We start from the raw sequence: 25,292 nt of genomic DNA, 5'->3' as shown, positions 1-25,292 counted from the left end.
ACTTCAAAAGCGTTAGGTCAATGACTTTGTTCATAGGCCTGACGCTTTCTTGGTTTGAGGTTGGTTTTCCTTGTGTTAAATACTTGAGCGATATATGATGAAGGAAAATTAAGAAAGGAACGTTCCTAAATGGCTTTACAGTTAGCAACCCTAGTCCAGGCGGTCACGGTAGGCAATAATAAAGCTGCGGTGACCTATGCTGAAACATTGCTGACCGAAGGGACAGATGTCTACACCATTGTTCAAGCCGGTCTTTTGCCCGCGCTGCAAGCGTTAGATGTTAAGTGTACCTCAGACGATTTTAATTTACTGGAGATTATGCTGGCGGGGCGTGCTTTGATGGATGTCATGGACAAAGTTGTAGCCAAACATCTAAGTCCTTCTGAATTAAATGTGAAAAATAGGACGATTATTTTAGGTACAATAAAAGGGGATATTCATGAGCTGGGGAAACATGTCGTGAGAATTATCTTAAGAACGGCGGGGTATCGGGTTGTCGACTTGGGTAAAGATGTAGAACCCGCTAAGTTTGTGCAGACTGCCGGCGAAGAAAAGGCGAATTATATTTTCGTTTCGGGATTAATTACAGTAGTTATGCCTTATGTACGTCAAATTAAGGAATTAGTCGACCGAGAGGGTTTGAGCACTAAGATTGTGGCCGGTGGAGCGGCCTTGCAGCAGGCCACGGCTGAGGAACTTGCTGTGGATTACGTTGCCAAGGATGCTTTTGCAGTTCTGCATTATTTACAGAGAGAGCAGGAAGAAGGGGCATGAACTCTTTAGAACGGGTCCTGGCGGCTAAGCGGTTTGCTCAGGTCGATCGGCTGCCTCTTTTCCTGCAGACTTCCGGATTTGCCGCGACTTCAGCGGGAATTGCCCTGCCGGATTATTTGACGAAAAGTGAGGTTTTAGTCTCGGCTCAGTTGGCAGCGGCTCAACGTTTTCAGAATGATGTTCTGTTTTCTGCGCTGGATTATTGTGTCGAAGCCGAAGCTCTCGGAACGGAGATTACCTTTGCCCTTGAGGCCTATCCCCATATCAAATCCCCTTTAATCGATAATTGGCGGCGGGTTGAAGATTTGTCAATTCCGGACCCTTACTCGGCAGGGCGGATGCCTGTTCTCTTAGAGGCCTGTCAAATGCTCCTGGATCAGGACGCCGGGGAGCACTTTGTCGTGGGACAGGCCTTAGGGCCTACTACTCTGGCCACTCAAATTTTTGGCATCGAAAATTTGATGTACTTACTGATTGACGAGCCTGAGGGCTTTACCCGGCTTTTGGCTTTTACGGCGCAAGTTACCCAAACCTTTGCACGGGCTTTAGGTGCCGTCGGGGTTCACGGCGTAATGATCAATGAGCCTTCGGCATCCCCCAATATTTTTCCTCCGGAAGTATTTCGAGCCTTTATCCAGCCTCTTTTGCAAGAGATTTTTACTAACTTGAGACGCAGCTATTCAAAGGCTAACTGGCTGCAGATTACCGGGAATGCCACGCCGATTTTGCCCTTAATAGCCGGGCTGGAGCTTGATTTGGTCACCCTTGATTCGCCGGTTGATCTCAGCCGAGCCTCCCAGGTTCTTTCTCGGAAGACCGTGTGCGGCAATCTTAACCCGCTGCTGTTTTTAAAGGGGAGAAGGGATCAACTGGCTGAGGGTTTAGCCGGAGACCTTAAACAGGGACGGGAGCTTGGCTACATCCTCGGTACCGGCTGTGAAATCCCTTTAGACTCCGATCCCCGTAATCTGGAATACTTAATTCAGCTGTTGAGGTGCAAGTCGTCATGAACTGTGAAATATGCTTTCTGCCCATGGAGGTTAGGGTCACGGTGCCTGCCGGGACAACTGTTTTGGAAGGCGCCCGGAAAGTGGGCTTGCCGCTCACTTCTCTCTGTACTGGGAACGGTGCCTGCGGAAAATGTCTGATTATTTCTGACCGGAAAACGGAGGGCTTGAGCCAATTAACCCTCGCGGAAAATCTTAGCCTCGGTGCTGAGCTAACGGCCCAGGGGTATCGTTTAGCTTGTTTGACCCGAGTCAGCCGCGATGTGGACATCTGGATACCGAGCGAAAGCCTGCGGGCCTGGGTCCCTTTGGCGAAGGAATCGGCTAAGGTGCTTGATTTAAGTTCCTATCCCCCTCGTCAGGATTTTGGAGGGGTCAAACAGGTTCTGGGAATTGCTGTTGATTTAGGTACGACTACTTTGGCAGGATATTTGCATGATCTGAAAAGCCAAACTCTTTGGCGTTCAGCCGCGGTGCCCAATCCTCAGGCTCTGTATGGGGCGGATGTGCTTACCCGTTCCAATTATGGTGTAAATTCGCCAGACGGCTCCAAGGAATTACGCGCAGCTCTTTTTCAGGGTCTTAATGAGTTGCTGATCACCTTATTGCAGGGTTCCGGTTGGCCAAGGGGGGACGTTGAGCGGATCGTTCTGGTGGGCAATGCCTTTATGCACCATTCCTTTTTAGGGTTAGACCTGCGGTCGTTAAGCCAACATCCCTTTGCGCCTGTACTCACGGAGGGCTTAACCCTGAGGGTTGCCGACCTGGGGGAGAGGTTCCCCTTTTGCTTGAGCCGACGACTTTGGTGGAGGTGCTGCCCCTTGTGGGAGGATTCGTCGGGAGCGACCTCCTGGCAGGGCTTTTGGCCACAGGGGTTATTCATTCCCCGGAACCGTTCTTATTTGTGGACTTAGGAACGAACAGCGAGGTAGCCTTAGGGAACCAAGAACGGATTCTGGTCACCTCCACCAGTGCCGGCCCGGCGTTTGAAGGGGGAGCCTTAGAGTGTGGGATGCAGGCTCAGCCGGGGGCGATCGACGACGTTGATTTGGCTTCTCCGGATGCGACGGTTCGAACGATTCACCATCTTCCCCCGCTTGGGTTATGCGGAAGTGGGGCGATTAGTCTGCTGGCCGGACTCTTAAAGAAGGGAATCGTTGATTCGCACGGTCATTTAGTGAAATCGAACGGCTTGATCAAAGGACAGCCCGCCTATGTCCTTGATCTGCCTAACAAGAAGAAAATCGGTTTAACCCACAGGGACATCGGGGAACTGCAAAAAGCCAAAGCAGCGGTTTATGCAGCGGCGGCGGTTTTGGCCGCTGAGTTTGGGGTTTCTGGCCGGAATCAACCGAGTCTATGTCGCGGGGGCTTTTGGCACCTATTTGCCGCTCGACCAGGCGATCACCATAGGGCTGCTGCCTAATTACCACCCGGAGACCATCACTTCCGTGGGCAACGCTGCTGGTGATGGCGCCCGTATGGTCCTGGTTTCCGAGGAACTCCAGCAAGAATTGGTGCAAGTACTTGCTAAGGTTGAACTGCTGAATATGGGGGAACATCCTTCCTTTATGGATGAATTCATCAAAGCGCTGTTTTTTCCCCATGAAGACTTGCTTTGGTTTGAGTCTTAAGGAGGGCGGAGCATTATGAAGCCGGAAAATAGTCAGCTCAATCAACAGGTTTATCAAGCTCTGATCAAGATTAACAATTTCATGGGTTTTTTGCCGAACAATTTAGAGGCTAATCTGGCCTTACTAATCAAAGAACTGGAAAAGCTATTGGCCCCCTGCCATGCTGACTTTTGTTTGCGCCAGGGGAATTTTGCCGCCCTCTTCGGCGAAATCCCCTTTAGCGAAGATCGCTATACCCTCTGTCAGTCGGATGGCTGCTGGATTGAAGATCACGCTTTGCCGATTATAGTTCAGGATTTGAGTGCAGAGGAAGGGTGTCAGCACCATTCTGTTCCGCCGGGGGTTCAGTCTTATGCCGGAATCCCAATTATGGAAGAAAATAAGGTGATCGGGGTCTTGTCTCTTCATCATCGGCAAAAGGATTTTTTTACGCATGAGATTTTAGAGGTTCTGCTGGTGATGGCTAATCTGGCTGCTATCGCCATTCGCCAGTGGAGGCTGGTCACCCGTTTGGAAAGAGAAAAAAGCGAACTTCAAGAGGCTAACCGGGAAATCAGGGAGTTGGCACAAAATCTTGCTCAGAGCATGGATGAATTAAAAAGGACACAGAAACAATTAATCCAGTCGGAAAAGCTCGCCTCAACAGGTCGTTTGGCAGCAGATATTGCGCACGAAATTAACAACCCGGTCGGGATTATTGTATCGAGTGTCGAGTGTATGCTTTTGGATGGGGAATCGAGTCTATCTGAGGAATTTAGGAACGATGCCCAGGTAATCCTCAACCAAACAGAGCGGATCAGCAAAATAACCCGTTCCCTTTTGTCGTTTGCCCGGTTGCCCGTTGAGGAAAAAAGTTATGTCAATCTCAATCAGATTATCGAAGAAACAGTTGAACTTTTTAGTAAACATTTATTGAAACGGAGAATTTCAGTCCACCAAGACTTAAGCAAAGACCTTCCTTCAATCGTAGGGAACAATAATCAGGTTCAGCAGATTTTGGTCAATCTGATCAATAATGCCAGCGATGCCATGGGCCAAGGCGGAAACCTTTATCTCAGGACGAAATTTCAAGACCGGAAGCTGATTATCGAAATTGAAGACGAAGGATGTGGTCTTGCCCCAGAGCAGCTGGATAAGATTTTTGATCCTTTTTATACAACCAAAGGCAAGGGCATTGGAACAGGCCTGGGTTTGCCGATTAGTTACAGTTTGGTTGAAGAACATGGAGGGGAAATTGACGTGGTGAGTAAAGAGGGAGAAGGCACTTGTTTCACAGTTGTTTTCCCCGCCGATAAGTTGGTGAAGTGATGACGAAGGTCTTAATTATTGATGACGAAATTGAGATGGCCCAAAATTGCCTGCGTTTATTAAAACCACTGGGTGTTAAAACCATGCTGGCGACGAGTGCTAAACAGGGCCTGGAACTGGTTCAAACCGAGAAACCGGATATTGTCCTGACCGATTTAATGATGCCGGAAATGAATGGTCTTCAGGTTTTAGCAGCGGTGAAAGAATGGGATGCTGAAGTTCCGGTGATTATGATTACCGGCTTTGGCACAGTAAATTCGGCAGTGGAAGCGATTAAAGGCGGGGCCTATGATTTTATCACAAAGCCATTTTCCGGGGAGCAGCTGCGGGTGACTGTGGAGCGGGCTCTTAATCAGCGCAAGCTGAAAGAGGAAAATGCCCGTCTCAAACGTCAACTGGAAGCGCTTAGCTTCAGTGAAATTGTGGGCAGGAGTTCGGCTTTGTTAAAAACCTTTGAACTGGTTAAGAAAGTGGCCCCTATGGATACTAACGTTTTGATTGTGGGGGACAGCGGAACAGGTAAAGAGTTGATTGCCCGCAGTATTCATCAGCATAGTCGGCGCAGTCAGCAGCCTTTTGTGCCCGTGGATTGTGCGGCTTTATCCGAGGAATTGCTGGAAAGTGAGCTTTTCGGGCACGAGCGGGGCGCTTTTACAGGAGCGGCGGGTACTAAATTGGGACTTTTGGAGGTTGCCGATGGCGGAACCTTGTTCCTGGATGAAATGGGGGAACTTAGCACTAAATTGCAGGTCAAGCTCCTGCGGGTGCTCCAGGAAAAAACCTTCCGGCATGTCGGCGGTACTAAGCAGATTGAAGTCGATGTCCGCTTTGTTTCGGCTACGAATCGGGATTTGATCGCAGCTATCAAGGACAAGACCTTTCGGGAAGAGATTTATTACCGTCTGAATGGTCTGGCGATTATGCTGCCGCCGCTGCGCACTCGAACGGGGGATATTCCTTTGTTGGCAAAGCATTTTTTAGAACAATTTAATGCCAGAAACGGGCAAACGATTAAGTTGAGCCGGGAGGTTTTACACTTCTTGGAGAGCTATGCTTGGCCGGGAAATGTCCGGGAACTTAAAAATGTCATCGAAAGGGCCGCTATCTTGGCCGAAGAGGGAACCATTGGCTGTCAGGACTTACCGCCTGAAATTACCGGAGATTCAGCGGAGCCGGTGAAGGAAGGGCAGAGCTTCACCTGGGCCAACGCTGGCTCAGTTCAGCGGTTTAGCGAAGCTAAAGAACGATGGATTGAAATCTTTGAAAGACGTTATCTCATTGAGCTTTTGCGGCGCCATCATTGGAATATCAGCAAGGCTGCCGGAGCGGCAGGTATTAACCGTAAAACCATCCAACGTTTGCTCGCTAAATATCACCTGGGACGGGAGTAAAGTCTGAGCAAACAAGCCGTTTAATCCGGCTTAAACTAAATCGGTTGCCTATCGGGCATTGATGCTGAGACATCGATGTCCGAGACATTCATGCCCCAGTTGGCGACATGAATGTCTATTTTTTTGTCTCGAAAGGCCGGAAGCCCTTTAAATGTGAAGATTATGTGAGGAAAAAGTGATAGTTTTACTGGCACTGAATTTGCATTATCAAGCACTGACGTTGAATTTGGGTACTTAAGCAGAGAGGAGCAAGGGAGGTTAGTAAGCTACAGGGGGTAACTTTGTACTGAGTCGTTTCGCACTAGTGAGGACTAAGACAAAGAGTTTAGTTGAGTTTTTTCAAGAACAAAAGGGGGATGTTTCATTGGGAGTTTTAAAATTCGGTCGCTATAAGGGAATAGCCATTGCTGTAATCATTGGCCTTCTGATCGGATTGGCCAGCGGTAAATTTACCTGGGGCGGTGTGCCGGTCCAGACGACGGCTCAAGTAAGCGGTGCGTCGGGAGGATTTGTGCCCCCGGGACAATTGGATACGGACTACATGTTTGCCTCCGGCGGACAGGCCGGAACCCTGATCACTTACGGTCTTCCTTCCATGCGCATCATTAAGACGATTCCTGTATTTGCCCCGGATGCCCGAACGGGGTTTGGCTTTACCCCGGAAACGAAAAAAATGCTCGGGGATTTAAGCTGGGGTGACGCTCACCATCCGACGATGAGCCAAACTCAAGGGACCTATGATGGCAATTTTTGTTGGATTAATGACAAGGCCAACAACCGGATTGCTCAAGTGGACTTGCAGTCCTTCACGACGACCCAGATTCTGAGTGTTCCCAACCTCATGGGTTTGCACTCTTTGTCCACAGACCCGGACAGCAAGTACTTATTCACGGCTTCGGAATACAGTGCCCCAGTCGTCGATGGCAAACCAAACTATGCCCCGCTGGAGTCATATAAAGACGACTACTACGGCATAGTGAGTGTTGTCAATACGAACAAGACGGGTCTTCAGGCCGGTCAGCCCGGGAAGATGAATCTGGATTATGAACTGATCGTACCGCCCTACGATTATGATCTCGCTTCAGTAGGAAAAGGAGCCAGTGCCGGTCTGGCTGTTTTTACGGATTACAACTCGGAAGAAGCCTCGACAGACCTGGAGAAAAACTCCGCCAAGTTTGACCGCGACTTAACCCTGGTGATGGATTATAATGCGGCGCAAAAACTTATTGATGCCGGGCAACAGGATTCTATCATCAATGGCGTTAAGGTTATCGATCCGCGCAAGCACCCGGGTATTGCCTATTTGCTGCCGATTCCCAAAAATCCCCATGGTGTCGATATCAGTCCTGACGGCCAATGGATCTGCTATTCCAGCAAACTTGATCCGGTGGTCACGGTGGTCAGCACTGATAAGTTAAAAAAGGCGATTGCCGACAAGGACTTTGAAACAACCACCTGGGGGCTGCCGGTGATCAAGTATCAAGATGTTCAGGAAGCCCAAATCCCCGTGGGAGTTGGCCCTTTGCACACTCAATTTGATGATCAAGGGTATGCCTATACCAGCTTATTTGTGGAGAGTGCCGTTACAAAATGGCAGCTAGGCACCTGGAAGGTCATTGATAAAGAATCCGTCAACTACAATGTCGGTCATATCGCCGTAGCCGGCGGGGACAGTATGCACCCCTTCGGTCACTGGCTGGTGGCCTTGGATAAGATGTCTTTAAATCGTTTCCTCCCGGTAGGACCGGGTTACCCTGTGACAGAGCAGCTCTTTGATCTCTCGGGCGGGCCGAAGATGAAGCTGATCAATGAAGTTCCCAGCGATCGGGAGCCGCATTACGCTTCTATTATACCGGCCAAGCTCATGCACCCTTTGAGCATTTATAAGAAAGACACCTCTCGTCCGAATTCTATCTGGTCTGATGATCAAGCCAAGGTTATGCGTAACGGTAAGGAAGTCACGGTCTATATGGATGTTGTGCGCAGTCATTTAACTCCGGATCAGATTGAGGTCAATCAAGGAGACCATGTGACCATGTATATTACCAATATCGAACAGCAGCCCAATGTCAGTCATGGGATAGCGATTGCCGACTATAACATTAATGCCGCGGCTGACCCGGGTGAGACAACCCACATCGAATTCACTGCGGATAAAGCAGGGACATTCCCTTACTACTGTACAGATTTTTGTTCCGCTCTGCACGAAGAAATGATGGGCTATCTCTTGGTTAAACCGAACTAGGAAGCTTGGCGAGCCGGGGCTTGCTCCCCGGCCCATTTCAAGGAAAGGTCGTGATGACGTGGATAGGCTTTTACTGTCCAAAAGGGCGCTCACACTGGGAGCTGCAGTGGCGTTTGCCTTGGCCATGGTCAATAAACTTTGGGGAATGGTTTTGGTATCCACTTTTTATTACAACGGTTTAAAGTTAAATATCTATGCGACGAAAGCAACAGGGGACTTGAGTGAGCTAAACATCCTTAATCACTATATCGGCATGATGAACATTGACAACACTCTGACAGAGTTTCGCTGGATTCCCTGGGTCTTTGGCCTGATTGTGCTCTTAAGCCTGGTGATGACGATTTGGCCTAAGCGCCAGGTGCTGATCAGTGGGACCGTGCTCACCCTGGTGGGATTGGGAGCAATGGGCGGGGATTTTTACTATCGTCTTTATCAATATGGTCATGATTTTGTTCCCGATGCCCCAATCCAAGTAGCGGGCTTCACCCCCAAGGTTATGGGGCATTATATGCTGGCTAATTTTGATGTGACCACAGGTTTTGGCTGGGGAGGGCTCTTGGCATTTCTGGGGGTGATACTTTTGCTGCTTGCCGTTTTCTATCGACCGAGAGAGAAACTGGGGGAGAGCTAAAGGGTTGATACCATCGAAGCGAGGACCGGAACTTCTCCTGACGGATTTGGAAGCTTAGCTCCGCTAAAGTCATGGGAGACGGGAAGTGACCGCTTTATAGAGAATTTCAGAGGAATGGGGAGCCTCGGAGATTGATGAAGAAGACCTCAGAGGATAAAGAGAGGAAAGGGGGTGGTTCAGTGGACGGGAATTGGAAATGGAGCGGCCGCTTGTTCTTAGGGGTGATCTTCACTCTGCTTATTTTAGGAATAGGGAAGCCTGCGCCGGCCCAAGGAGCGGAAAGTCCCCAGCTTACCGTCGGGTCCCAGGGACAGTATCCGGACATCAGATCGGCTGTAGCCGCGGCCCAGCCGGGGCAAACGATCAGTGTGGAGCCGGGAGTATATCGAGAGCGTTTGAGCATTAATAAACCCCTGACCCTGCGTGGTCAGGTGGGAGCAATCCTGGACGGCGGCGGTCAGGAAACTATAATTTTGATCACCAATACTCAGGATGTAACGGTTTATGGGCTTAGCTTGCGCAACAGTGGTGGTCCGGCCATGTTGCCTTATGCAGGAGTTAAAGTGGTTCAGTCCAAGAATGTTACGGTAGACCATGTCAAAATGAGTGATATTGAGCACGGGGTTTATTTAGAGCAGAGCAGCGATTGCCGGATTAAGAATAACGAGATTTCCGGAAAGGTCAGCCTCCTCCCCGAGGATCGAGGGGATGCGATCGGGCTTTGGAAATCTGATCATAACATTTTCAGCAACAATCACGCCTGGAATGTCCGGGATGGAATCAAGTTCGAGTTTTCTACGTTCAATCAAGTAAGCTCCAATCAGTTCGAGCATTTGCGCTATGGTCTCCATTATATGTATTCCAATGATAATACCTTCGATCATAACCTCTTCGAAGATGATGTGGCAGGTGCCACTCCCATGTATTCCAAACGAATTCAATTTACGGATAACATTTTTGCCAACATGCCGGGAGAAAGAGGGTATGCCATTCTCCTGCAGGATTCGGATGATTGTGTGATTAAGAATAACCTGATTATGCAGAGTAATGTCGGTTTGCATTTTGACCATAGCAATCACAATGTCGTGGAAGGAAATATGATGATTAGCTGCGGAGTGGCGATACGTGTGTTGGGAACCTCAACGGAAAATACATTTGTGGGCAACAATGCAGAAGACAATGTAATTCAGGTCGGCTCTGATTACCAGGCTTTACCGAACACGTGGTCGGTCAAGGGGTATGGGAATTATTGGAGTGATTACAGGGGCTATGATTTCACGGGGGGTGGAATTGGGGATTTACCGTATAATTCAGTCAGCTATCTCGCCAGGGCCGTTTATGAACAGCCACTGCTGGAGCTGTTTGCCGACAGCCCTGGAATTCAAGCCTTGAGTCAGGGGCTGCAGATGTTCCCTCTGTGGCAGCTGCCAAGCATCCAGGATCAGTACCCGCTGATGCACCCGACAGCCTTGCCTGCTGAATGGCAACCTTACCTGAACAGCACCGCCGCTAAAGGAAGTTCTATTTTGTTCGCAGCCTTATCTATAGCAGCCCTTTTAGTTGCTTGGGCTATTTTGAGGAGGGGCTGGCGAAGGAGGGAAACTCATGCTTAAACTCACGCAGGTGAGCAAGGCTTACGGCAGCCTGATTGCTGTAGATAATGTTTCTTTGGAGATTCCGGCGGGTCAGATTTGGGCTTTATCAGGTCCGAATGGAGCGGGAAAAACAACCCTTTTAAAGATTATTGCCGGGATATTGCAGCCCGATCAGGGTTTGATTTCCCTGCAGGATATTTCACCTGCCGAGAGTAAAAAGCTGGTGCGCTATGTCCCTCAGAAAGCAGGGCTTTACCCCAATCTGACCGTTGGGGAAACTTTGCAGTTTTTTGCCGGCCTGCGCGGGGCGGAGAACTTTGAGGATGTTCTGGCCCGTTTCCGATTGAGTACTCTCCGGCATCGCCTGCTGCGCACCCTTTCCGGAGGCCAGCGTCAGCGGGTAGTGGTGGCTCAGGCCTTCTTAGGGAAGGGGCAGCTGTTGCTGCTGGATGAACCGACAGCCAATCTTGATGCCGACACTTCAGAGCGACTGCAAGAAGAGCTGCGCCGGTTTATAGTCCAAGGCGGGAGTGTGATTTTATCCAGCCATATCGCAGTTGATCTGGAGAAAGAGCTGATCACCCACCGTGTGATGATGAAAGACGGTGCTATTGAGAGGATCATGTAAGAAAGGGGGCGTGTCATGAAAAGAAAGAGTCTAATGATTTTGGCGGAGAAAGAATTGCTGGAGGCCTCTCGCAACCGCTTGGTCCTTGGTTTTGGAGTGGTTTTCTTTGTTCTGGCCTTGGCGATGTCCATTATTGGCTTTGTCTTGCCTGGGGCTGAAGACGTGCAGTTCAGCCGCGTCGGAGTCAGTCTGCTCAACCTGGTTACCCTGCTCGTGCCGCTTATTGCGCTGCTGCTCGGTTCCCAAGGCTTTGCGGGGGAATTCGAGGATGGGACGATGGAACTCCTGCTGACCCAGCCTGTCGGTTTATTCGAGATCTGTCTGGGGCGGATCATGGGGCAGTGGACGGCGCTTGCTGCCGCATTGTTAGCGGGTTTTGGCGGATCAGGCCTGGTCCTGTTGTTTTTTTCCTCTGACCGCCGCGTGCTCCCCTTCCTTGTCAATATGGGGACAGCTCTGGGATTGGCCTTGATCTTCCTAATCTTGGGCTCCTTAGTTTCCCTGAAATCAAAGAATCGGCTCAGTGCTTTATTTGCGGCCCTGGCAGTTTGGTTTGTCATGGTTATTCTTTACGATATCGTGGTGGTTCAAGCTTTAATGATCACCAGCGGCTCGGTAAGCATGGCTTTGCTCTACGCTTTGATGGTCCTCAATCCTACGGATTTGTTAAGGATTTTGGCTATCCGGCTGACAGATTTGAAAGAATTGTTCGGGCCCACAACGGAAGCTATGGTTGCCTTACCGGGGTTCCAAGCGCCCGCGGCTGCGGCCCTGATCTGGGCAGCTTGGGTACTGGGCGCTTACTGGGCAGTGGTGCGGAGTCTTTATCGGCGAGTGTATAAGATATCCAATGCCGCTAGGAAAGTTTTGGCGGCTAAGTGAAAGGAGATGGATTATGAGAAGGTGGATTAAGCAGCGGGGTGTGGTCCGGAGGAGAACCGGGCACCGAGCGTCAAGCTTGCTTGTTGGTCTGATCTTGACCTTAGCTCTTAGTTTGAGTCTGATAGGCTGCGGAGCAACCCATTATCAGTTTGAAAAAACTCAAAATCAGGTGAAAGTGGCCTTGGCCATCACTCCCTATCCGCAAACGAGTCTTACGCCCATCCATTATGCCCTGCAAGTATCACAGGACGGGCAGCCGGTTCAACAGGCCGTTGAAGTGGAGTTCAAAATGCCCAAAATGGATATGGGTTCGCATATCGTGCAGGCCCAACCTCAGGGGAAAAAGGCCTTTATACCTTGGAGCAAACCCTGAGTATGCCGGGTGAATGGCAGGTCATCGTCCGAACCGGGGGTGAGGAATTTGTTTTCGATACCGTGGCCACCGCTGGCCAAGCCTCATCCAACGGGATGGACGGGATGAAGAAGTAATGGACGCGGAAAATGGTTATGGCGTTATTGCGTAATTAGGATCTTTACGACAGGTTTTATGCCTGAAAAGAGGGGGAAATTGATGATGTTGAAAAAACGTTTACTTCTGGGGGCCTTGCTTAGTATTGTTTTGGTTACTGCGGGCTGTGGAACCTCGGCTCCTAAGGCTGAAGCGGGTGCTGCTTCAGCCTCGTCTGCGCCTGCGTCTGGAGGATCTGGCCCAAACTCTCCAGTGACTCCTCAGCCGACCTCGCCGCCAGCGTCGACCACGGTGGTTCAAGGCAATCCTGATCAGGGGAAGCAACTTTTTGACAGCAACTGTGCCAGTTGTCATGCCGTTGATGATCAGAAAATTGTCGGGCCGGGGTTGAAAGGAATCTACGGCAAAAGCGCTTTGCCGAATAACCAACCCGTGAACGATGCCAACCTGGCGCAGTGGATGAAAACCGGAGACGCTCAGATGCCGGGCAACCCGGCGATGAGTGCTCAGGATGAAGCGAACATCAGCAGTTATTTAAAAACTCTCAAGTAAATGGGCAAGATCAAGTCATATCAGAAGAATGAAAGCAACGCTTTCAAAGCTAGGTAAGGAAGGCTGGCGGCAAATGACTCCAGCCTGCTCGCTGCCTATTCAGAGGAGGTTGAAAAATGTCCAAGGAAGAAAAGACTATGCCAAGGCGGAAATTTCTCCAGATAGGGATAGGGGGCCTCGGCGCGGCAATCGGCCTGAGCTATGTCGGACTGGCGGGAGATTTTCTGCTGCCTGCTGCGGCCAGTGCTCAGCTCTTGCAAGAAGTGGGCAAGATCAGCGATTTTCCGGTAGGGGTTCCTAAGCTGATGATCTATAAAGGGAGCGGGGTTGAAGAAGGGATGTATGTCACAAACCTCGGTGATGAGGGTTGGCTGGCCCTGGACTTTCACTGTACGCATTTACAATGCGCAGTTAATTTTGAACCGGCTTTGCAGCAATACATGTGTCCCTGTCACGGGGGAGTTTATGATCTGAAGGGTAATGTTCTGTCCGGACCGCCCCCCAAACCCTTGATCAGGCGGGTCGTCAAAGTACAGGGTGATTCCGTGTTCTTAGGAGGGAGGCTGACGTGAAGCAGTGGTTCGAAGAACGTTTCCATTTGGCTCAGGGCCTGGCTTCTCTCTTTGATCATCCAGTGCCTAAACGCAGCAGCTTCCTTGATTACTTGGGATTCGCCACCTTGTTTGCCTTCATTAACCAGGCTGTCACAGGTATTCTGTTAGCGACGGTGTATACACCTTCAGCAGAAGGAGCCTATGCCAGCATTAAGCTAATCCAGGCTGTCCCGGTGGGCAATTTTGTTCGCTCTCTCCACGCTTGGGGAGCCAATTTCATGGTTGTGCTTGTCGTCTTGCACCTTTTGCGAGTCTTCTATGAAGGGGCCTACAAGCGCCCGCGTGAATTGACCTGGGTCATGGGCGTTATTTTGCTGATCGGGACGCTGGGGTTAGCTTTTACCGGCTACCTTCTGCCCTGGGATCAGGAAGGGTATTGGGCGACGGTCGTCGGATCGGCGATGGCCGGTTATGTCCCGTTTATCGGGAATTTTCTGGTAGGACTTTTGCGCAGCGGAGCCCAGGTTACAGGAGCCACTTTAACATTTTTTTATTCCGTGCATATGCTGATGCTGCCCGCTTTAGTTCTCCTGGCCTTTGGGCCGCACTTCTTCTTTGTTTTGCGGCAGGGTATGGCCTGCACGGATGAACTGAGTGAAGCCAGGAAACGGGGGAAAGATGTTGCTTCGGAATCTTTACCGTTTTGGCCTGATGTCGCTTTTCGAATGATTCTGGTCGTGATTCTTGTGGGGGCTGCTATGTGGATTTTAGCAGCGGTTTATCCCAAAGGCCTTGGAGCACCGGCAGATGCCTTGAATAAGGCTCACTATATTCCTGAACCCGCCTGGTATTTCTTCGGCGTCTATCAAATGCTCAAGTATTTTCCCGGCTCTTTGGATGTTCTGGCCATGGTCGGGCTGCCCCTAATCTTTTTCGTGGTCCTCTTTGCCCTCCCTTGGCTGGATCGTAACCCCAGCAGAAAGCCGCGCAGGCGTCCGCTGGCTTTAAGCGTGGCCGGTGTTTTGACGGCGGGTCTGATCTTGCTTACTTATCAGGGGATGATGTCTGTGCCCAAAGCTCTGGCCGATAATGGAGTGATTGCCCATCCCAGCTTTAAGAAGGATATTGAGCCTGTCTTGCAAAACCAGTGCAGCGCCTGCCATGGAAGTACGAGTAGCTACCCGCTCGACAACTACGCCGATGTACTGAAGAGAGATGTTATCCCAGGCAACGCGGACGGTTCGAAATTAATTCAGAAGCTGGAGGGCAGCGTGAAGCCTCAGATGCCAATCGGGAAGGAGCCTCTCAGTTCGGATCAAATCCAAACGATACGCAATTGGATAGCGGATGGAGCAAAGGACAATTAGATTGCCAGGTAAATTGCCAGGCAGAGGGAAACAAGGGATTGCCCCAAAATAGAAATACAAAAGGACCTGGCCTTTTCCTGAATGTTAGCAAACATCATGAAAAGGCCAGGTCCTTGTTTAGTAAAAATGTTGGCCTTTAAGGTTAGCGACAGCCAACTGCAGTCAGCAGTCATAAAACTTCAGGTATTGTATTCAGCGCAGGAGAGGGAATGCCGCCAATAAGCAAACAACTTCTGATAGTTCGATAATAGCTCCGTAGAGATCGCCGGTCAATCCGCCCAAGAGTGAGGAGATTCTGGAGGCCCAGAGAGTTACGGCGATAACGCATACTCCCCAGGTAATCAGTCCGGCAAATCCGGCGAGAAGATAGGAAACTCCTAAAACCGCAGCTCCAGCAATAAGAAACGGAATCCAGTGAGTAGTATCATGAATTCCTTTGCCCAGGCCTTGAGTGCGGGCATAGGGAAAGGCGACAATCCCAATTTGAAAGACCCAGCGGGAAAGCATAGGCATAATCAGGAGGATGGCAAACTGAGAAGGAGTCAGGCTGGCCAGCAAGGAGAATTTGAGGAGCAATAAGCCGGCCAGGGCCATGGAAGCATGAGCCCCAACGCGGCTGTCTTTCATAATTTCCAGGATTCGTTCGGGGCTGCGTGCGGATAACAGTCCATCCATACTATCCATGAAGCCGTCAAGATGGAGACCTCCGGTAAGCATTAATTCCACCACCAAGAGAAGAGCCCCGAGTGCCAAAGGAGGGAAAAAAGGGCTCAAACCTTTGGCCAGAAGCCAAAGGATGAGTCCGATGACAAGTCCGACTAATGGATAATACCGATAACTCAGAGCAAATTCCTCTGATGTAACCTCAACTTTAGGGGAGGGCAGAGGAAGTCTTGTGAAGAAGGTAAGAGCAATCAGAAACCCGCGCATGGCCGATCACTCCTTGCGTAAGGAAGAGAGCAGCGTCTCCCCCGAGTGCTTAATTTCCATGGGGAGACCGGCTAAAACCCAATAAACCTTAGCTGCGCTCTGAGCGAGGATTTGATTGCTTCGTCCAGCTAAATCACGATATGCTCGGGATAAGGGGTTTTCCGGCACAATACCCTGGCCTACCTCGTTCGTGACAAAAATGACCTCGGGCTTTATTTCTTTGGTTAGTAAAGCCACCTCCTGAACGATATTCAAGATTTTAGGTTCAACCTGCTCAGCGATGGGGTAGTCGTTAAGAGGAGTTATCGGACCTGCAGTTTTTGAGGAATCTGCTTGCTCGGCAAGGAGAAGATTTGTCAGCCAGAGGGTGACGCAATCGAGAAGAATGACCCCATCCATGTCTTTTAACTGAAGCAGCGTATCTCGAATGTTGACTGGTTCTTCAATCAGTTGCCAAGTTGCCGGTCGCTGCTGTTGATGTTTTTTAACCCGGTAAGCCATTTCCTCGTCCCAAATTTGGGCAGTAGCAATGTAAATAACAGGACGGTCAGGCAAAGCGGTGTGTGCAGCTAGAAGTTCTGCGAAACTGCTCTTGCCGCTTCGCGATCCTCCTGTAATCAGGGTAAATTGAGACATTGGGTTCACCGACTCCCCTCATTGTTTGGCTGAAGTGGGACATGATTAGTTCTCGTTGGATTTCTCGCTGACGCCTGCGTCCCCAAAAGTCGCCATTTCATAAAGTATGTGCAGGGAGGCTTCAACGAGTTGAAACGTTAAGGCTGCTCCTGTTCCTTCGCCTAGCCTCATATTGAGATTAAGCACAGGGTCCAGTTTTAGAGCGGCCAAGGCTTTGCGATGACCGATCTCAACAGAACCGTGGGATGGAATCATATAGGCTAAGCTTTTGGGAGCTAATTTAGCAGCAATCAAGGCACCTGCCGTTGAAATAAACCCGTCGATAACTACGGGAACATGGCTTGCCGCTGCTTGGATAATACTGCCGGCAATCGCAGCGATTTCCAAACCGCCAACTTTCATCAGGACATCGAGACCATCCGTCACATCAGGCTGGTTTACTTCGATGGCTTTTTCAATGACTTGCTGCTTTCTCACGAGTCCGGCATCATCAATTCCGGTTCCTCGACCAACGACCGACTCAACAGGAGAATTTGTTAAGAGAGCAACGATCGCTGAGCTGGGTGTGGTATTGCCAATGCCAAGGTCTCCGGTAGCTAGAAGGTTATATCCTTCTTCGATCTTTTTTTCAGCGACTTCTGCGCCCACAAATAAAGCCTGCAGCGCCTCAAGTCGTGTCATAGCCGGCCCTTTAGTCATGTTGCGGGTTCCATCGGCTACTCGTTTGTGAAGGCAGTCTCCTTCGAGGGGAAAGGCAACTCCGACGTCCGTACAAATCACATCGGCTTGGGCTTGTCGGGCTAAGACGTTGATAGCGGCTCCGCCGTTGATAATATTATACACCATTTGGGGGGTTACTTCCTGGGGAAAGGCGCTTACTCCTTCTTCGACGACACCATGATCTCCCGCCATTAAGAGAACGGCTTTTTTAAGAACTTGAGGGTGAGCAGTGCGTTGGATACCTCCTAATTGTTTGGCAACGTGTTCTAACTGTCCAAGACTTCCTTGTGGCTTTGTCAGAGAATCCAAACGTACTTGGATTTGGGCCATAGCCTCCTCGTCAAGGTCGGAGATTGAGCTCGAGAGAGATTGGAGTTTGGCGTAGAGTTGCTCTTCAGTTAAATTTTTCACAATAATTCCCTCCTCAATATTTTAGAACGGTCTTTAAATAATAAAAGTCCCCACCACAAATAACTTTGTGGTCGGGACTTTGCCGTCGTCACCGACGCTTCCCAGCGTTTGGGAAGCTGTCAACATTTTAGGCAGGTCTCCTGGCTATCGAATCATCGCTAATTCTCAAACCTTCCCAGCTAAAAGCCAGTGGTCTGAGAGGCTCATCGAATACAGTGGTGGGTCCGCGTCGGTTCTATTCCGATCTTCCCTATTCTCCCCGAAGGGCACCTAAAATGGATTAATTTACATAAGCTTATCACACCTCATATTAAATCTCAATAGATGGAGAATTGATTAGGTTGAAAATTATGCATAATTCCATTGAATTATAAACTAAATTAGGCGAAGCTTTATTGATCAAACTATAGTTTTGTTGTTAATGGGTTTGAGGACGGTTCGACCATTCAGATCGGATTTGGAGCTATCCCGGATGTATTACGAGTTGAAGAAGTAATCCAGGAATGACTCAATCTCTCTACATTAATAATGAGGCGAGGTTAATTTTTACAAGCGTGTTAGCATCATATATAATAATAATACTAATACAATGATCGACCTAGATAAACTTGGAAAATAGTTAAAAAATATTATGAAAGGAAAAGGTTAGGTTTATCCGAGTTTACTTAACCAGGAGAGCATCATAGAAGGTCTGTTGTGGAGTGTCGCCAAGGTTCTGATTGCTTTTATTTTGGTAGGCATCAATGGGGTTTTTGTAGCGGCTGAATTTTCGATGGTTAAAGTCCGAAAAACCCGTTTGGCCGAATTAGCGGAAAATGGCTCTCGGCGAGCCCAAACTGCTTTGGATGTTACCTCGAAACTTGACGCTTATTTGTCAGCGAGTCAGTTGGGAATTACCTTGGCTTCCCTAGGTTTGGGTTGGCTGGGGGAGCCTGCAATTGCAACTCTGATAGAACCATTGTTTTCAGGGTTGGGCGGCTGGGAAAAGGTGTACACAGAAACTATTTCGATGGTCATAGCTTTTTTACTCATTACATTCTTACATATCGTTCTGGGAGAACTCGTACCAAAATCATTGGCTATTCAAAAGGATGAACTTACGGCCTTATCAACAGCCGGTTTGTTAAAATGGTTTTACCGGGTTTTCTATCCGGTCATTTGGGCTCTCAATAATCTGGCGAATTTAGTTTTACGCCTTTGGAAAATCCAGCCGGCTAACGAGCAGGATCTTGTCCACAGTGAAGAAGAACTGCGTATGTTGGTTGATGCCAGCCAAAGGTACGGTTATTTGGATAAAATGGAAGGGAAACTTCTGGACAATGTGTTTGAGTTCTCAGATCGAATCGCTAGTGAGGTCATGATCCCCAGGCAGGATATGGTCTGTATTTTCGTCCAGGATACCTTCGCTGAGATTCTTGAGGTCGTGAAAAAATATGGACATACCCGCTATCTGCTTTGCGATGATGATAAAGACCATGTTTTAGGTCTCGTACATATGAGAGATATCTTCTCGCTTCAGGAACAGTCGGAAGAAAAGGATATTACTCAGATTAAGCGTGATATCCTCGCCGTTCCAGAAGGGATGCCCATTTCACACTTGGTTCAAAAAATGCGAAGCCAACGGACCCATATGGCTGTCGTCGTCGATGAATTTGGAGGAACCGCCGGCCTCGTAACGATTGAAGATATGCTGGAAGAATTGGTGGGAGAAATTTATGATGAATTTGAGCTAGAACAGCCCCCTATTGAAAAGGTTAATGACCATGACTATATCCTTAACGGTCGGGTGTTAATGGAGGAAGTTTCCGAGTTGCTGGAAATTCAGCTTGAGGAAGAAACCGTCTCCACTATTGGAGGGTATGTCTTTTCTCGGCTAGGTCGCAAACCGGTAAAAGGAGATGTTGTTTATTTTGACGGCTTTCTCTTTGAGGTTCTGGAAGTCAGTGGCTTTAGAATTACCAAGGTCAAAGTAACGCGAAAACCTGTTGAACCTCAAGCTGATGAAGAAAACAAATTGAATGATGAGATTTGAGAGGCCTGCAATTAAGTTTGCAGGCCTCATTCTTGCTATAGAATTTGAACCTCGTTTTCCTTCAGCCAGAATTCAACTTGAATCAGAAAGGCAAAAAGCTGGGGAATATCCATGAGCTGACCAAACCAGGGACGACCTGAGGGTATGGTGTCTGAGAGTTTCATGAGATCTTCCAGGGCCGGGAGGTTAATGAGAGGAAGGAGAGGAGAATTCGGGTCTGCGAGGATTTCTCGGAGCCAAGATCGGACAGATTGGAGATAATTCGGATGATGGGTTTTGGGATAGGGACTTTTACGACGCCAGAGCACATCCTCAGGAAGAACTCCTGTAAGGGCGTGACGCAGAAGTCCTTTTTCCCGGCCTTCCAAGGCTTTCATATCCCAAGGAATGTTCCAGGCATATTCGACAATCCGATGGTCACAGAACGGAACTCGGACTTCCAGTCCTGTAGCCATCGTCATACGGTCTTTGCGATCGAGTAAGGTAGGCATGAAGCGGGTGAGGGTTAAGTAGGAGATCTCTCGGATTCGAGCTTCACGCTGCTGATCCTTGACTGTTCTGCTATCTTGATGGACAGGTGCAGAGCCGGGAAGTTTGGGGATTTCTGCTAAGGCCTCTTCGTATCGATTTCTTATATAGTCATGAGGCTGAAGGAAGTCGATCAGTTCAGGGGATAGTACTTGCAAGCGATTTTCTACATGCAATGCCCAGGGAAAGGTTTCGGCCGCGAGGGAATCTGGGCGATGAAACCAGGGGTAACCACCAAAAACCTCATCTGCGCATTCTCCGGATAATCCCACTGTGACGTGTTTCTTAATTTCTTGGGAAAAGAGCAAGAGTGACGCGTCAACATCTGCCATACCGGGCAGATCGCGCGCTGAGGCCGCTGCCTTCAAAGCGTCAACAAGGTCTGGAATCGTGAATGTGCAGTTCGTGTGTTTGGTGGAAAAAGCTTGAGACATCCGCTCGATCCATGGGCCGTCCGCACCGGGTTGAAAGTCGTTCGGTTTAAAATATTTATCGTTGTCTGCATAATCTACAGAAAAGGTTGGCAGAGCTCCTTTTCCCTCATAGGCGAGGGTATTGGCAGCAATGGCCGTAATAGCGCTGGAGTCCAGTCCGCCTGAAAGTAAGGTTCCGATCGGTACGTCGGATACCAGTTGACGTTGGACGGTATCAAGAAAGAGATCGCGGATCTTGGCGGCCGTTTTGGGAAGGTCGTCTATATGGACGTTGTTAGGCAAGGCCCAATACCTATGAATTTTTAGACCGTTGTTAGAATAGATCAAACTATGCCCAGGTCTCAATTCAGAAATACCTTCATAGACTCCATTGCCTGGAGTGCGGGCTGGGCCGATCAGGAAGACTTCCGATAAGCCATTTTTCCCGATAGAAGGAGATAACTCGGGGTGTTTAAGCAACGCTTTTAGTTCGGAGGCAAAGAGCAAGAACCCGTTTTGCTTGCTGTAAAAAAGAGGCTTTACCCCTAATCTGTCCCTTGCAGCGAATAATTGTTGAGATTGACTGTCCCAAATACCAAACGCGAAAATCCCATTGAGACGATCCACACAGGCTGGTCCCCATTCCATGTAGGAGAGAAGTACGGCTTCGGTATCCGAATGTCCCTCAAAATGATAACCAAGACTTAGAAGTTCTGAACGTACTTCATGGGTATTATACAATTCACCATTATAAATGAGAGTATAAGTATGTTCTCCGCGGTGGCGAATCATAGGCTGTTGTCCACCCTCTGGATCTACAACAATCAAACGGCGGTGTCCCAGGGCGGCACGAGGTGACAGCCAATATCCTTCAGCATCCGGTCCTCGGGGTGTAAGGGTTTGAGTCATTCTCCCAAGAACCTCTTTTTGAGACGTTAAGTCCCGCTTCCAATCTATCCAACCGACAATTCCACACATCTTGTTTTTCCTCCTTATTTAAAAGATAATCGTTATCAATTAGCCTCCTACACTTTATGCTCAAAGCATACAATAGTTTACGGTGACTCTTCAGATTTAGGGAATCATTTTTAAGCTGATTTAATGCCTTTTCTTGAGCTATTTCTGGAACTTCGATCTAGATTCTGATATTCATACGATTTAGTATTAAAATACGACGAAATCTTTAGGAAGATACCAAAAGAATGGGCTTTTTTGCCATTTCTATTTAAGCTGCTATTTATAGATCTGCCTTCACTCAGTCTTCTTCACGTTCATACAATATCGTGATTATTAGATAAAAAGGGGTTGATAGAATGGCAGCTTATCAACAGACTTCCAGGGGGCATAACCACGGAAGCGTAACCCATACCTCCTGCGCCCAAGGGCATGTTCATCAATGTTTAGATATCACAGGTCCGCCGGTTCCCACACCCGATGGAAGTCATGTTCATCATTCCGAAAGTTGGGTTATGTTTGAGCAGGGACACTCTCATTATTACAAATCTATCTCTGGACCAGCCCTACCATTACCAAATGGTTGGCATGTACATGATTGGGATTTCTATACGACGATGGATGCAGGGCATCGCCACCATGTAGCGGGCCCGGATATGCCTGCTCAGGGAGTATAGTGGAAACTTATTAAAGGAAACGATAATTCAGCATTGGATAGGATGATTAGATCCTTCTATTAATTATGTCAGTTATGTGACCTCGATCACGATGCCTTGTCTGGAATTAATCTAGTGGTTAGCCTTAGGAAGGATGATAAAAATGGTAGTGAAACACCGTACCTGTCCCCGTGTTAAAAACTCGGGGACAGGTACGGTGTTTTCCTTTATTTCACGTTTTAAGACCAAAATTTGTAATCCTTGATTTTACCGTTACTTCTACTTCTACATCAGGGAATATATCTTCCCAACCTTCTTTCATTTCCTTCCATTCCTGGGGCAACTTACGCGCGGTTTCATCGCCGAGCCCTAAGATATCAACTTTAAATTTACCCTGAGCATCATTAATAATCTGATTTACCTCTTTTTCGACAGCCGTGCTCTGTTCATCCTCTATAGCCGCCATTACTTCTGGATTAGTCAAATCGGCTGTCCCCGTTTCCTCACCCACAACACTTTCGACGTTGATCTCGATTCTATACTTCACTTTACCGTTCTCCACGTAAGGTTTGATTTTCCTTCCGGCCTTTTTAATCTCCAAGGAAATAAGTTGATTTTCCTGCTCGGGATCGGGGACATTAATAATCCCGCTTTTGACCTTATCCTGGATCCATAAATAGCCTCGTGAAGACAAGGGATCTAACCAACCGATCAGTTTGTCTTTACGAAATACCCCAGCTCCTTTAAGGACAAAACTTTTGTCATCTGATTCATCCAGCTCCACTCTGCCGACTACCGGCTGAAGTGACTCATCGAGCATTTCGTTCTCGAAATCCAGCAGGTGAACGGCAACAGCTTTGGAAGCAACTCCATAATCTTTCAGCAAGGAGTCCAAGTGACGCGCTGATATATTCTCAACCGGGGAGTCCGCTTTTACTATATCTGCTGCCTTGCCATTGGTGACTACCACCCAGGTTAGCAAACGCATTTCTTGATCCCGGCTGAACAAATCCAGCACTGGCTGTACACCTTTTTTTGCCATATCTCCCCCCAGCACAATCACAATATTATGAGGATAATAAAGCTTGCGCCCGGATTGCGTCACAAGATTCCTGACCGCATCAAAAACCGTATCCCCGCTGCTGGTCATGACATAAGAAGCATCACTACTTCCCGAGATGCCTTCCGATGAGCTTTTTAAGGCTGAAGTTTTGACAATTTGGACAGTGTAAGTAATTTTCTGATCTTCTCCCACATCGATTCCTATGGCAGAGACGATCCCCAATTTGTTCAACTCTCGCCTGTTCCAACAGCCCTCCGTAAACAACGGAATGAGCAGGAGAACGATGAGAATAATCCAACCTTTCCCTTTCATCATGGCTTCATCCCCTCTTTTTCCCAGGTGACGGTTTACTGACACGCTGTCGAAGAGAATTCCATGTTAGCAGGTTAGGGCGGGTATTTAAGGACCAAATGGGTGCCTTAATCGACACATCTTTTAGACCTTCCCGATTCCCCGGGGCCAGAGGGGCCATATAAGGGACGCCAAAAGAACGCAATTTAGCCAAATGGATAAATACCACGAACATTCCCATGAGGATACCAAATAACCCCAACCCAGCGGAACACAGCGAAAAGAAGACCCGAAGTAAGGGTAGTGCATCCCCTAAAGGGGCAATGACGAAACCGCTGATCGCGGTCAAGGCAACCACAATGACCATTGGGTTACTTACTACCCCAGCCCTTACGGCTGCTTCTCCAAGGACTAAGGCCCCTACGATACTTACGGCTTGACCGACAGGCCTAGGCATTCGAACCCCGGCTTCCCGCATAATTTCAAAGATCGTTCCCATGATCAGCACTTCGACAAAAGCCGGAAAAGGTACTCCCTCTTTGCTGGCGGCCATATTAAGAAGCAAAGGGGTGGGAAGCAATTCCTGGTGATAACTTTCTACGCCAACATAGATAGCCGGCAGGAGAATCGTGATAAAAAAAGCAAGGATGCGCAGCCAGCGAACAAGCGTGCTGTAATAAGGTCTGGTATAATAATCTTCAGCATTTTGAAAAGATTCGACCAAGAGACGGGGAACGGTTAAGACGAAGGGAGTCCCGTCAACTAATATTCCTACTCTGCCCTCCAGCAACTTAGCTGCTAAAACATCTGGTTTCTCTGAATTTCCGACGGTTGGAAAAATCGAAAACGGGGCATCCTCAATGAGCTGTTCAACATAGCCGCTTTCTAATATTCCTTCGATGTCTATACGTTGCAGCCGTGCCTTAACTTCACCTACAAGTTCTTCATGAACAACCCCCTTCAAATAGGTAATATAGATTAGAGTTTTGGTTCGTTTCCCCAGACTTAGCTTTTCGATGCATAAGTTTTCATCTTTGATCTTGCGCCGTAACAGGGATATGTTAACCCCGATCGTCTCGGTAAAACCCTCCCGTGGCCCCCGTATCACTGCTTCAGTATCCGGTTCAGTTACGTCCCTTGCTGCCCCGCCTTTGGTCTCAATCAGCAGGGCAACATTAAAGCCATCCAACAGCAAGGCCGTACAGCCCGCCAAAATTCCTCCAACAATGTCCTGAATCTGATTTGATTCCTGTACATTGCCGTTGGGTAAAGCATAATCTCGAATCAGACTTAAGAGGTTACCTTGTACTGAATCCTGCGGTAGTCTTGGGGCAAGATCAACCATTAAAGGCTGTAAAATCGTGTAATTTGTCATTGATGGATCGGTTAAGCCGTTGATATAGATCAGAAGCGCTCGGTTTTTCGAATCAAAGCCGATATTAAATTCCCGGAAAATGACATCCACACTGCCTTGGAATAATCGTCTCAGCTCAGATAGATTGGCTGCTAAATTGGAAGTGATTAGAGCAGACTCAGTTTCGGTGGAGGCCGTTATGGGAGATTTTCCGTTATTCGACTTTGCATACTCGGAATGAAATTTACTTAGGCGTTTTATCACCGC

At 48.6% G+C, this 25,292-nt stretch carries 24 protein-coding genes and 1 riboswitch; of the genes, 18 read left to right on the top strand and 6 right to left on the bottom strand.

All coding sequences use genetic code 11. From position 1 onward, the window contains the following. Positions 1-129: 129 nt before the first annotated feature. The 16 genes from VZF35_RS01480 to VZF35_RS01405 all read left to right on the top strand — a co-directional run bounded on the left by VZF35_RS01480 (position 130) and on the right by VZF35_RS01405 (position 15,037). Positions 130-774 carry a B12-binding domain-containing protein gene (locus VZF35_RS01480; RefSeq protein ID WP_407310322.1) on the top strand — a complete coding sequence of 215 codons (645 nt, stop codon included), beginning with the start codon at positions 130-132 and terminating at the stop codon, positions 772-774. Further along, positions 771-1,784: a uroporphyrinogen decarboxylase family protein gene (locus tag VZF35_RS01475; RefSeq protein ID WP_407310320.1), complete on the top strand. Its 1,014-nt coding sequence runs from the start codon at positions 771-773 to the stop codon at positions 1,782-1,784. The genes VZF35_RS01480 and VZF35_RS01475 overlap by 4 nt, the downstream gene beginning before the upstream one ends. Next, on the top strand, positions 1,781-2,695 hold the full coding sequence (locus VZF35_RS01470; protein WP_407310318.1) for a 2Fe-2S iron-sulfur cluster-binding protein: 915 nt from the start codon (positions 1,781-1,783) through the stop codon (positions 2,693-2,695). Before VZF35_RS01475 ends, VZF35_RS01470 begins: the two co-directional genes overlap by 4 nt. Beyond that, positions 2,686-3,207: an ASKHA domain-containing protein gene (locus VZF35_RS01465; protein WP_407310317.1), complete on the top strand. Its 522-nt coding sequence runs from the start codon at positions 2,686-2,688 to the stop codon at positions 3,205-3,207. The genes VZF35_RS01470 and VZF35_RS01465 overlap by 10 nt, the downstream gene beginning before the upstream one ends. Further along, positions 3,167-3,415 carry an ASKHA domain-containing protein gene (locus VZF35_RS01460; RefSeq protein ID WP_407310315.1) on the top strand — a complete coding sequence of 83 codons (249 nt, stop codon included), beginning with the start codon at positions 3,167-3,169 and terminating at the stop codon, positions 3,413-3,415. Before VZF35_RS01465 ends, VZF35_RS01460 begins: the two co-directional genes overlap by 41 nt. 15 nt (positions 3,416-3,430) lie before the next feature. Then, the gene (locus tag VZF35_RS01455; protein WP_407310314.1) at positions 3,431-4,723 is read left to right on the top strand and encodes an ATP-binding protein; all 1,293 of its coding nucleotides are present in this window, start codon (positions 3,431-3,433) and stop codon (positions 4,721-4,723) included. After that, on the top strand, positions 4,723-6,114 hold the full coding sequence (locus VZF35_RS01450) for a sigma-54-dependent transcriptional regulator (RefSeq protein WP_407310312.1): 1,392 nt from the start codon (positions 4,723-4,725) through the stop codon (positions 6,112-6,114). The genes VZF35_RS01455 and VZF35_RS01450 overlap by 1 nt, the downstream gene beginning before the upstream one ends. 364 nt (positions 6,115-6,478) lie before the next feature. After that, on the top strand, positions 6,479-8,359 hold the full coding sequence (gene nosZ / locus VZF35_RS01445) for a Sec-dependent nitrous-oxide reductase (RefSeq protein WP_407310310.1): 1,881 nt from the start codon (positions 6,479-6,481) through the stop codon (positions 8,357-8,359). A 58-nt stretch (positions 8,360-8,417) separates the two neighbouring features. Continuing rightward, positions 8,418-8,990: a hypothetical protein gene (locus tag VZF35_RS01440; RefSeq protein WP_407310308.1), complete on the top strand. Its 573-nt coding sequence runs from the start codon at positions 8,418-8,420 to the stop codon at positions 8,988-8,990. A 179-nt stretch (positions 8,991-9,169) separates the two neighbouring features. Continuing rightward, complete coding sequence (nosD, locus tag VZF35_RS01435; protein ID WP_407310306.1) at positions 9,170-10,603, top strand: nitrous oxide reductase family maturation protein NosD; 1,434 nt, start codon at positions 9,170-9,172, stop codon at positions 10,601-10,603. Then, entirely contained in the window at positions 10,596-11,213 is a 618-nt protein-coding gene (gene ccmA / locus VZF35_RS01430) for a heme ABC exporter ATP-binding protein CcmA (protein WP_407310304.1), read from the top strand. Before nosD ends, ccmA begins: the two co-directional genes overlap by 8 nt. A 15-nt stretch (positions 11,214-11,228) precedes the next feature. Then, complete coding sequence (locus VZF35_RS01425; RefSeq protein ID WP_407310302.1) at positions 11,229-12,095, top strand: ABC transporter permease; 867 nt, start codon at positions 11,229-11,231, stop codon at positions 12,093-12,095. A gap of 13 nt (positions 12,096-12,108) precedes the next feature. After that, positions 12,109-12,468, top strand: a complete 360-nt coding sequence (locus VZF35_RS01420; RefSeq protein WP_407310300.1) for a hypothetical protein — start codon at positions 12,109-12,111, stop codon at positions 12,466-12,468. A gap of 198 nt (positions 12,469-12,666) precedes the next feature. Beyond that, complete coding sequence (locus VZF35_RS01415) at positions 12,667-13,116, top strand: c-type cytochrome (protein ID WP_407310299.1); 450 nt, start codon at positions 12,667-12,669, stop codon at positions 13,114-13,116. Positions 13,117-13,232: 116 nt separating this feature from the next. Then, on the top strand, positions 13,233-13,688 hold the full coding sequence (locus VZF35_RS01410) for a ubiquinol-cytochrome c reductase iron-sulfur subunit (RefSeq protein ID WP_407310297.1): 456 nt from the start codon (positions 13,233-13,235) through the stop codon (positions 13,686-13,688). Continuing rightward, positions 13,685-15,037, top strand: a complete 1,353-nt coding sequence (locus tag VZF35_RS01405) for a cytochrome bc complex cytochrome b subunit (protein WP_407310295.1) — start codon at positions 13,685-13,687, stop codon at positions 15,035-15,037. Before VZF35_RS01410 ends, VZF35_RS01405 begins: the two co-directional genes overlap by 4 nt. A gap of 192 nt (positions 15,038-15,229) precedes the next feature. Here the strand turns inward: VZF35_RS01405 and cobS are convergent, their stop codons facing one another. The 3 genes from cobS to cobT are packed head-to-tail and all read right to left on the bottom strand — an operon-like array spanning position 15,230 to position 17,734. Further along, on the bottom strand, positions 15,230-15,967 hold the full coding sequence (cobS, locus tag VZF35_RS01400; RefSeq protein ID WP_407310293.1) for an adenosylcobinamide-GDP ribazoletransferase: 738 nt from the start codon (positions 15,965-15,967) through the stop codon (positions 15,230-15,232). 6 nt (positions 15,968-15,973) lie between these two features. Beyond that, positions 15,974-16,603 (bottom strand): bifunctional adenosylcobinamide kinase/adenosylcobinamide-phosphate guanylyltransferase, encoded by a 630-nt coding sequence (gene cobU / locus VZF35_RS01395; protein ID WP_407310291.1) that lies wholly within the window; start codon positions 16,601-16,603, stop codon positions 15,974-15,976. Between the two features lie 45 nt (positions 16,604-16,648). After that, positions 16,649-17,734 (bottom strand): nicotinate-nucleotide--dimethylbenzimidazole phosphoribosyltransferase, encoded by a 1,086-nt coding sequence (cobT, locus tag VZF35_RS01390; protein ID WP_407310289.1) that lies wholly within the window; start codon positions 17,732-17,734, stop codon positions 16,649-16,651. Between the two features lie 112 nt (positions 17,735-17,846). Next, a riboswitch (cobalamin riboswitch) is annotated at positions 17,847-18,023 on the bottom strand. A gap of 405 nt (positions 18,024-18,428) precedes the next feature. On the opposite strand from cobT, the gene VZF35_RS01385 reads away from it, so the two are divergent. After that, positions 18,429-19,766 carry a hemolysin family protein gene (locus VZF35_RS01385; protein ID WP_407310287.1) on the top strand — a complete coding sequence of 446 codons (1,338 nt, stop codon included), beginning with the start codon at positions 18,429-18,431 and terminating at the stop codon, positions 19,764-19,766. A 35-nt stretch (positions 19,767-19,801) separates the two neighbouring features. Here VZF35_RS01385 and asnB read toward each other — a convergent pair whose 3' ends face one another. Beyond that, positions 19,802-21,685 (bottom strand): asparagine synthase (glutamine-hydrolyzing), encoded by a 1,884-nt coding sequence (gene asnB, locus VZF35_RS01380; protein WP_407310285.1) that lies wholly within the window; start codon positions 21,683-21,685, stop codon positions 19,802-19,804. A 335-nt stretch (positions 21,686-22,020) separates the two neighbouring features. Here asnB and VZF35_RS01375 point away from each other — a divergent pair, with 335 nt between their 5' ends. Continuing rightward, entirely contained in the window at positions 22,021-22,338 is a 318-nt protein-coding gene (locus VZF35_RS01375; RefSeq protein WP_407310283.1) for a YmaF family protein, read from the top strand. Positions 22,339-22,549: 211 nt separating this feature from the next. Here VZF35_RS01375 and VZF35_RS01370 read toward each other — a convergent pair whose 3' ends face one another. Together VZF35_RS01370 and VZF35_RS01365 are read right to left on the bottom strand one after the other, a co-directional pair. Next, entirely contained in the window at positions 22,550-23,695 is a 1,146-nt protein-coding gene (locus tag VZF35_RS01370; RefSeq protein ID WP_407310281.1) for a Ger(x)C family spore germination protein, read from the bottom strand. Positions 23,696-23,699: 4 nt separating this feature from the next. Beyond that, complete coding sequence (locus VZF35_RS01365; protein WP_407310279.1) at positions 23,700-25,289, bottom strand: spore germination protein; 1,590 nt, start codon at positions 25,287-25,289, stop codon at positions 23,700-23,702. Positions 25,290-25,292 lie beyond the last annotated feature (3 nt).

The organism is Desulfosporosinus paludis, from assembly GCF_045689965.1.
Lineage (GTDB): Bacteria > Bacillota > Desulfitobacteriia > Desulfitobacteriales > Desulfitobacteriaceae > Desulfosporosinus > Desulfosporosinus paludis.
The sequence above is the reverse complement of the archived record's forward strand: the minus strand, read 5'-3'. Positions and strand labels throughout refer to the sequence as shown.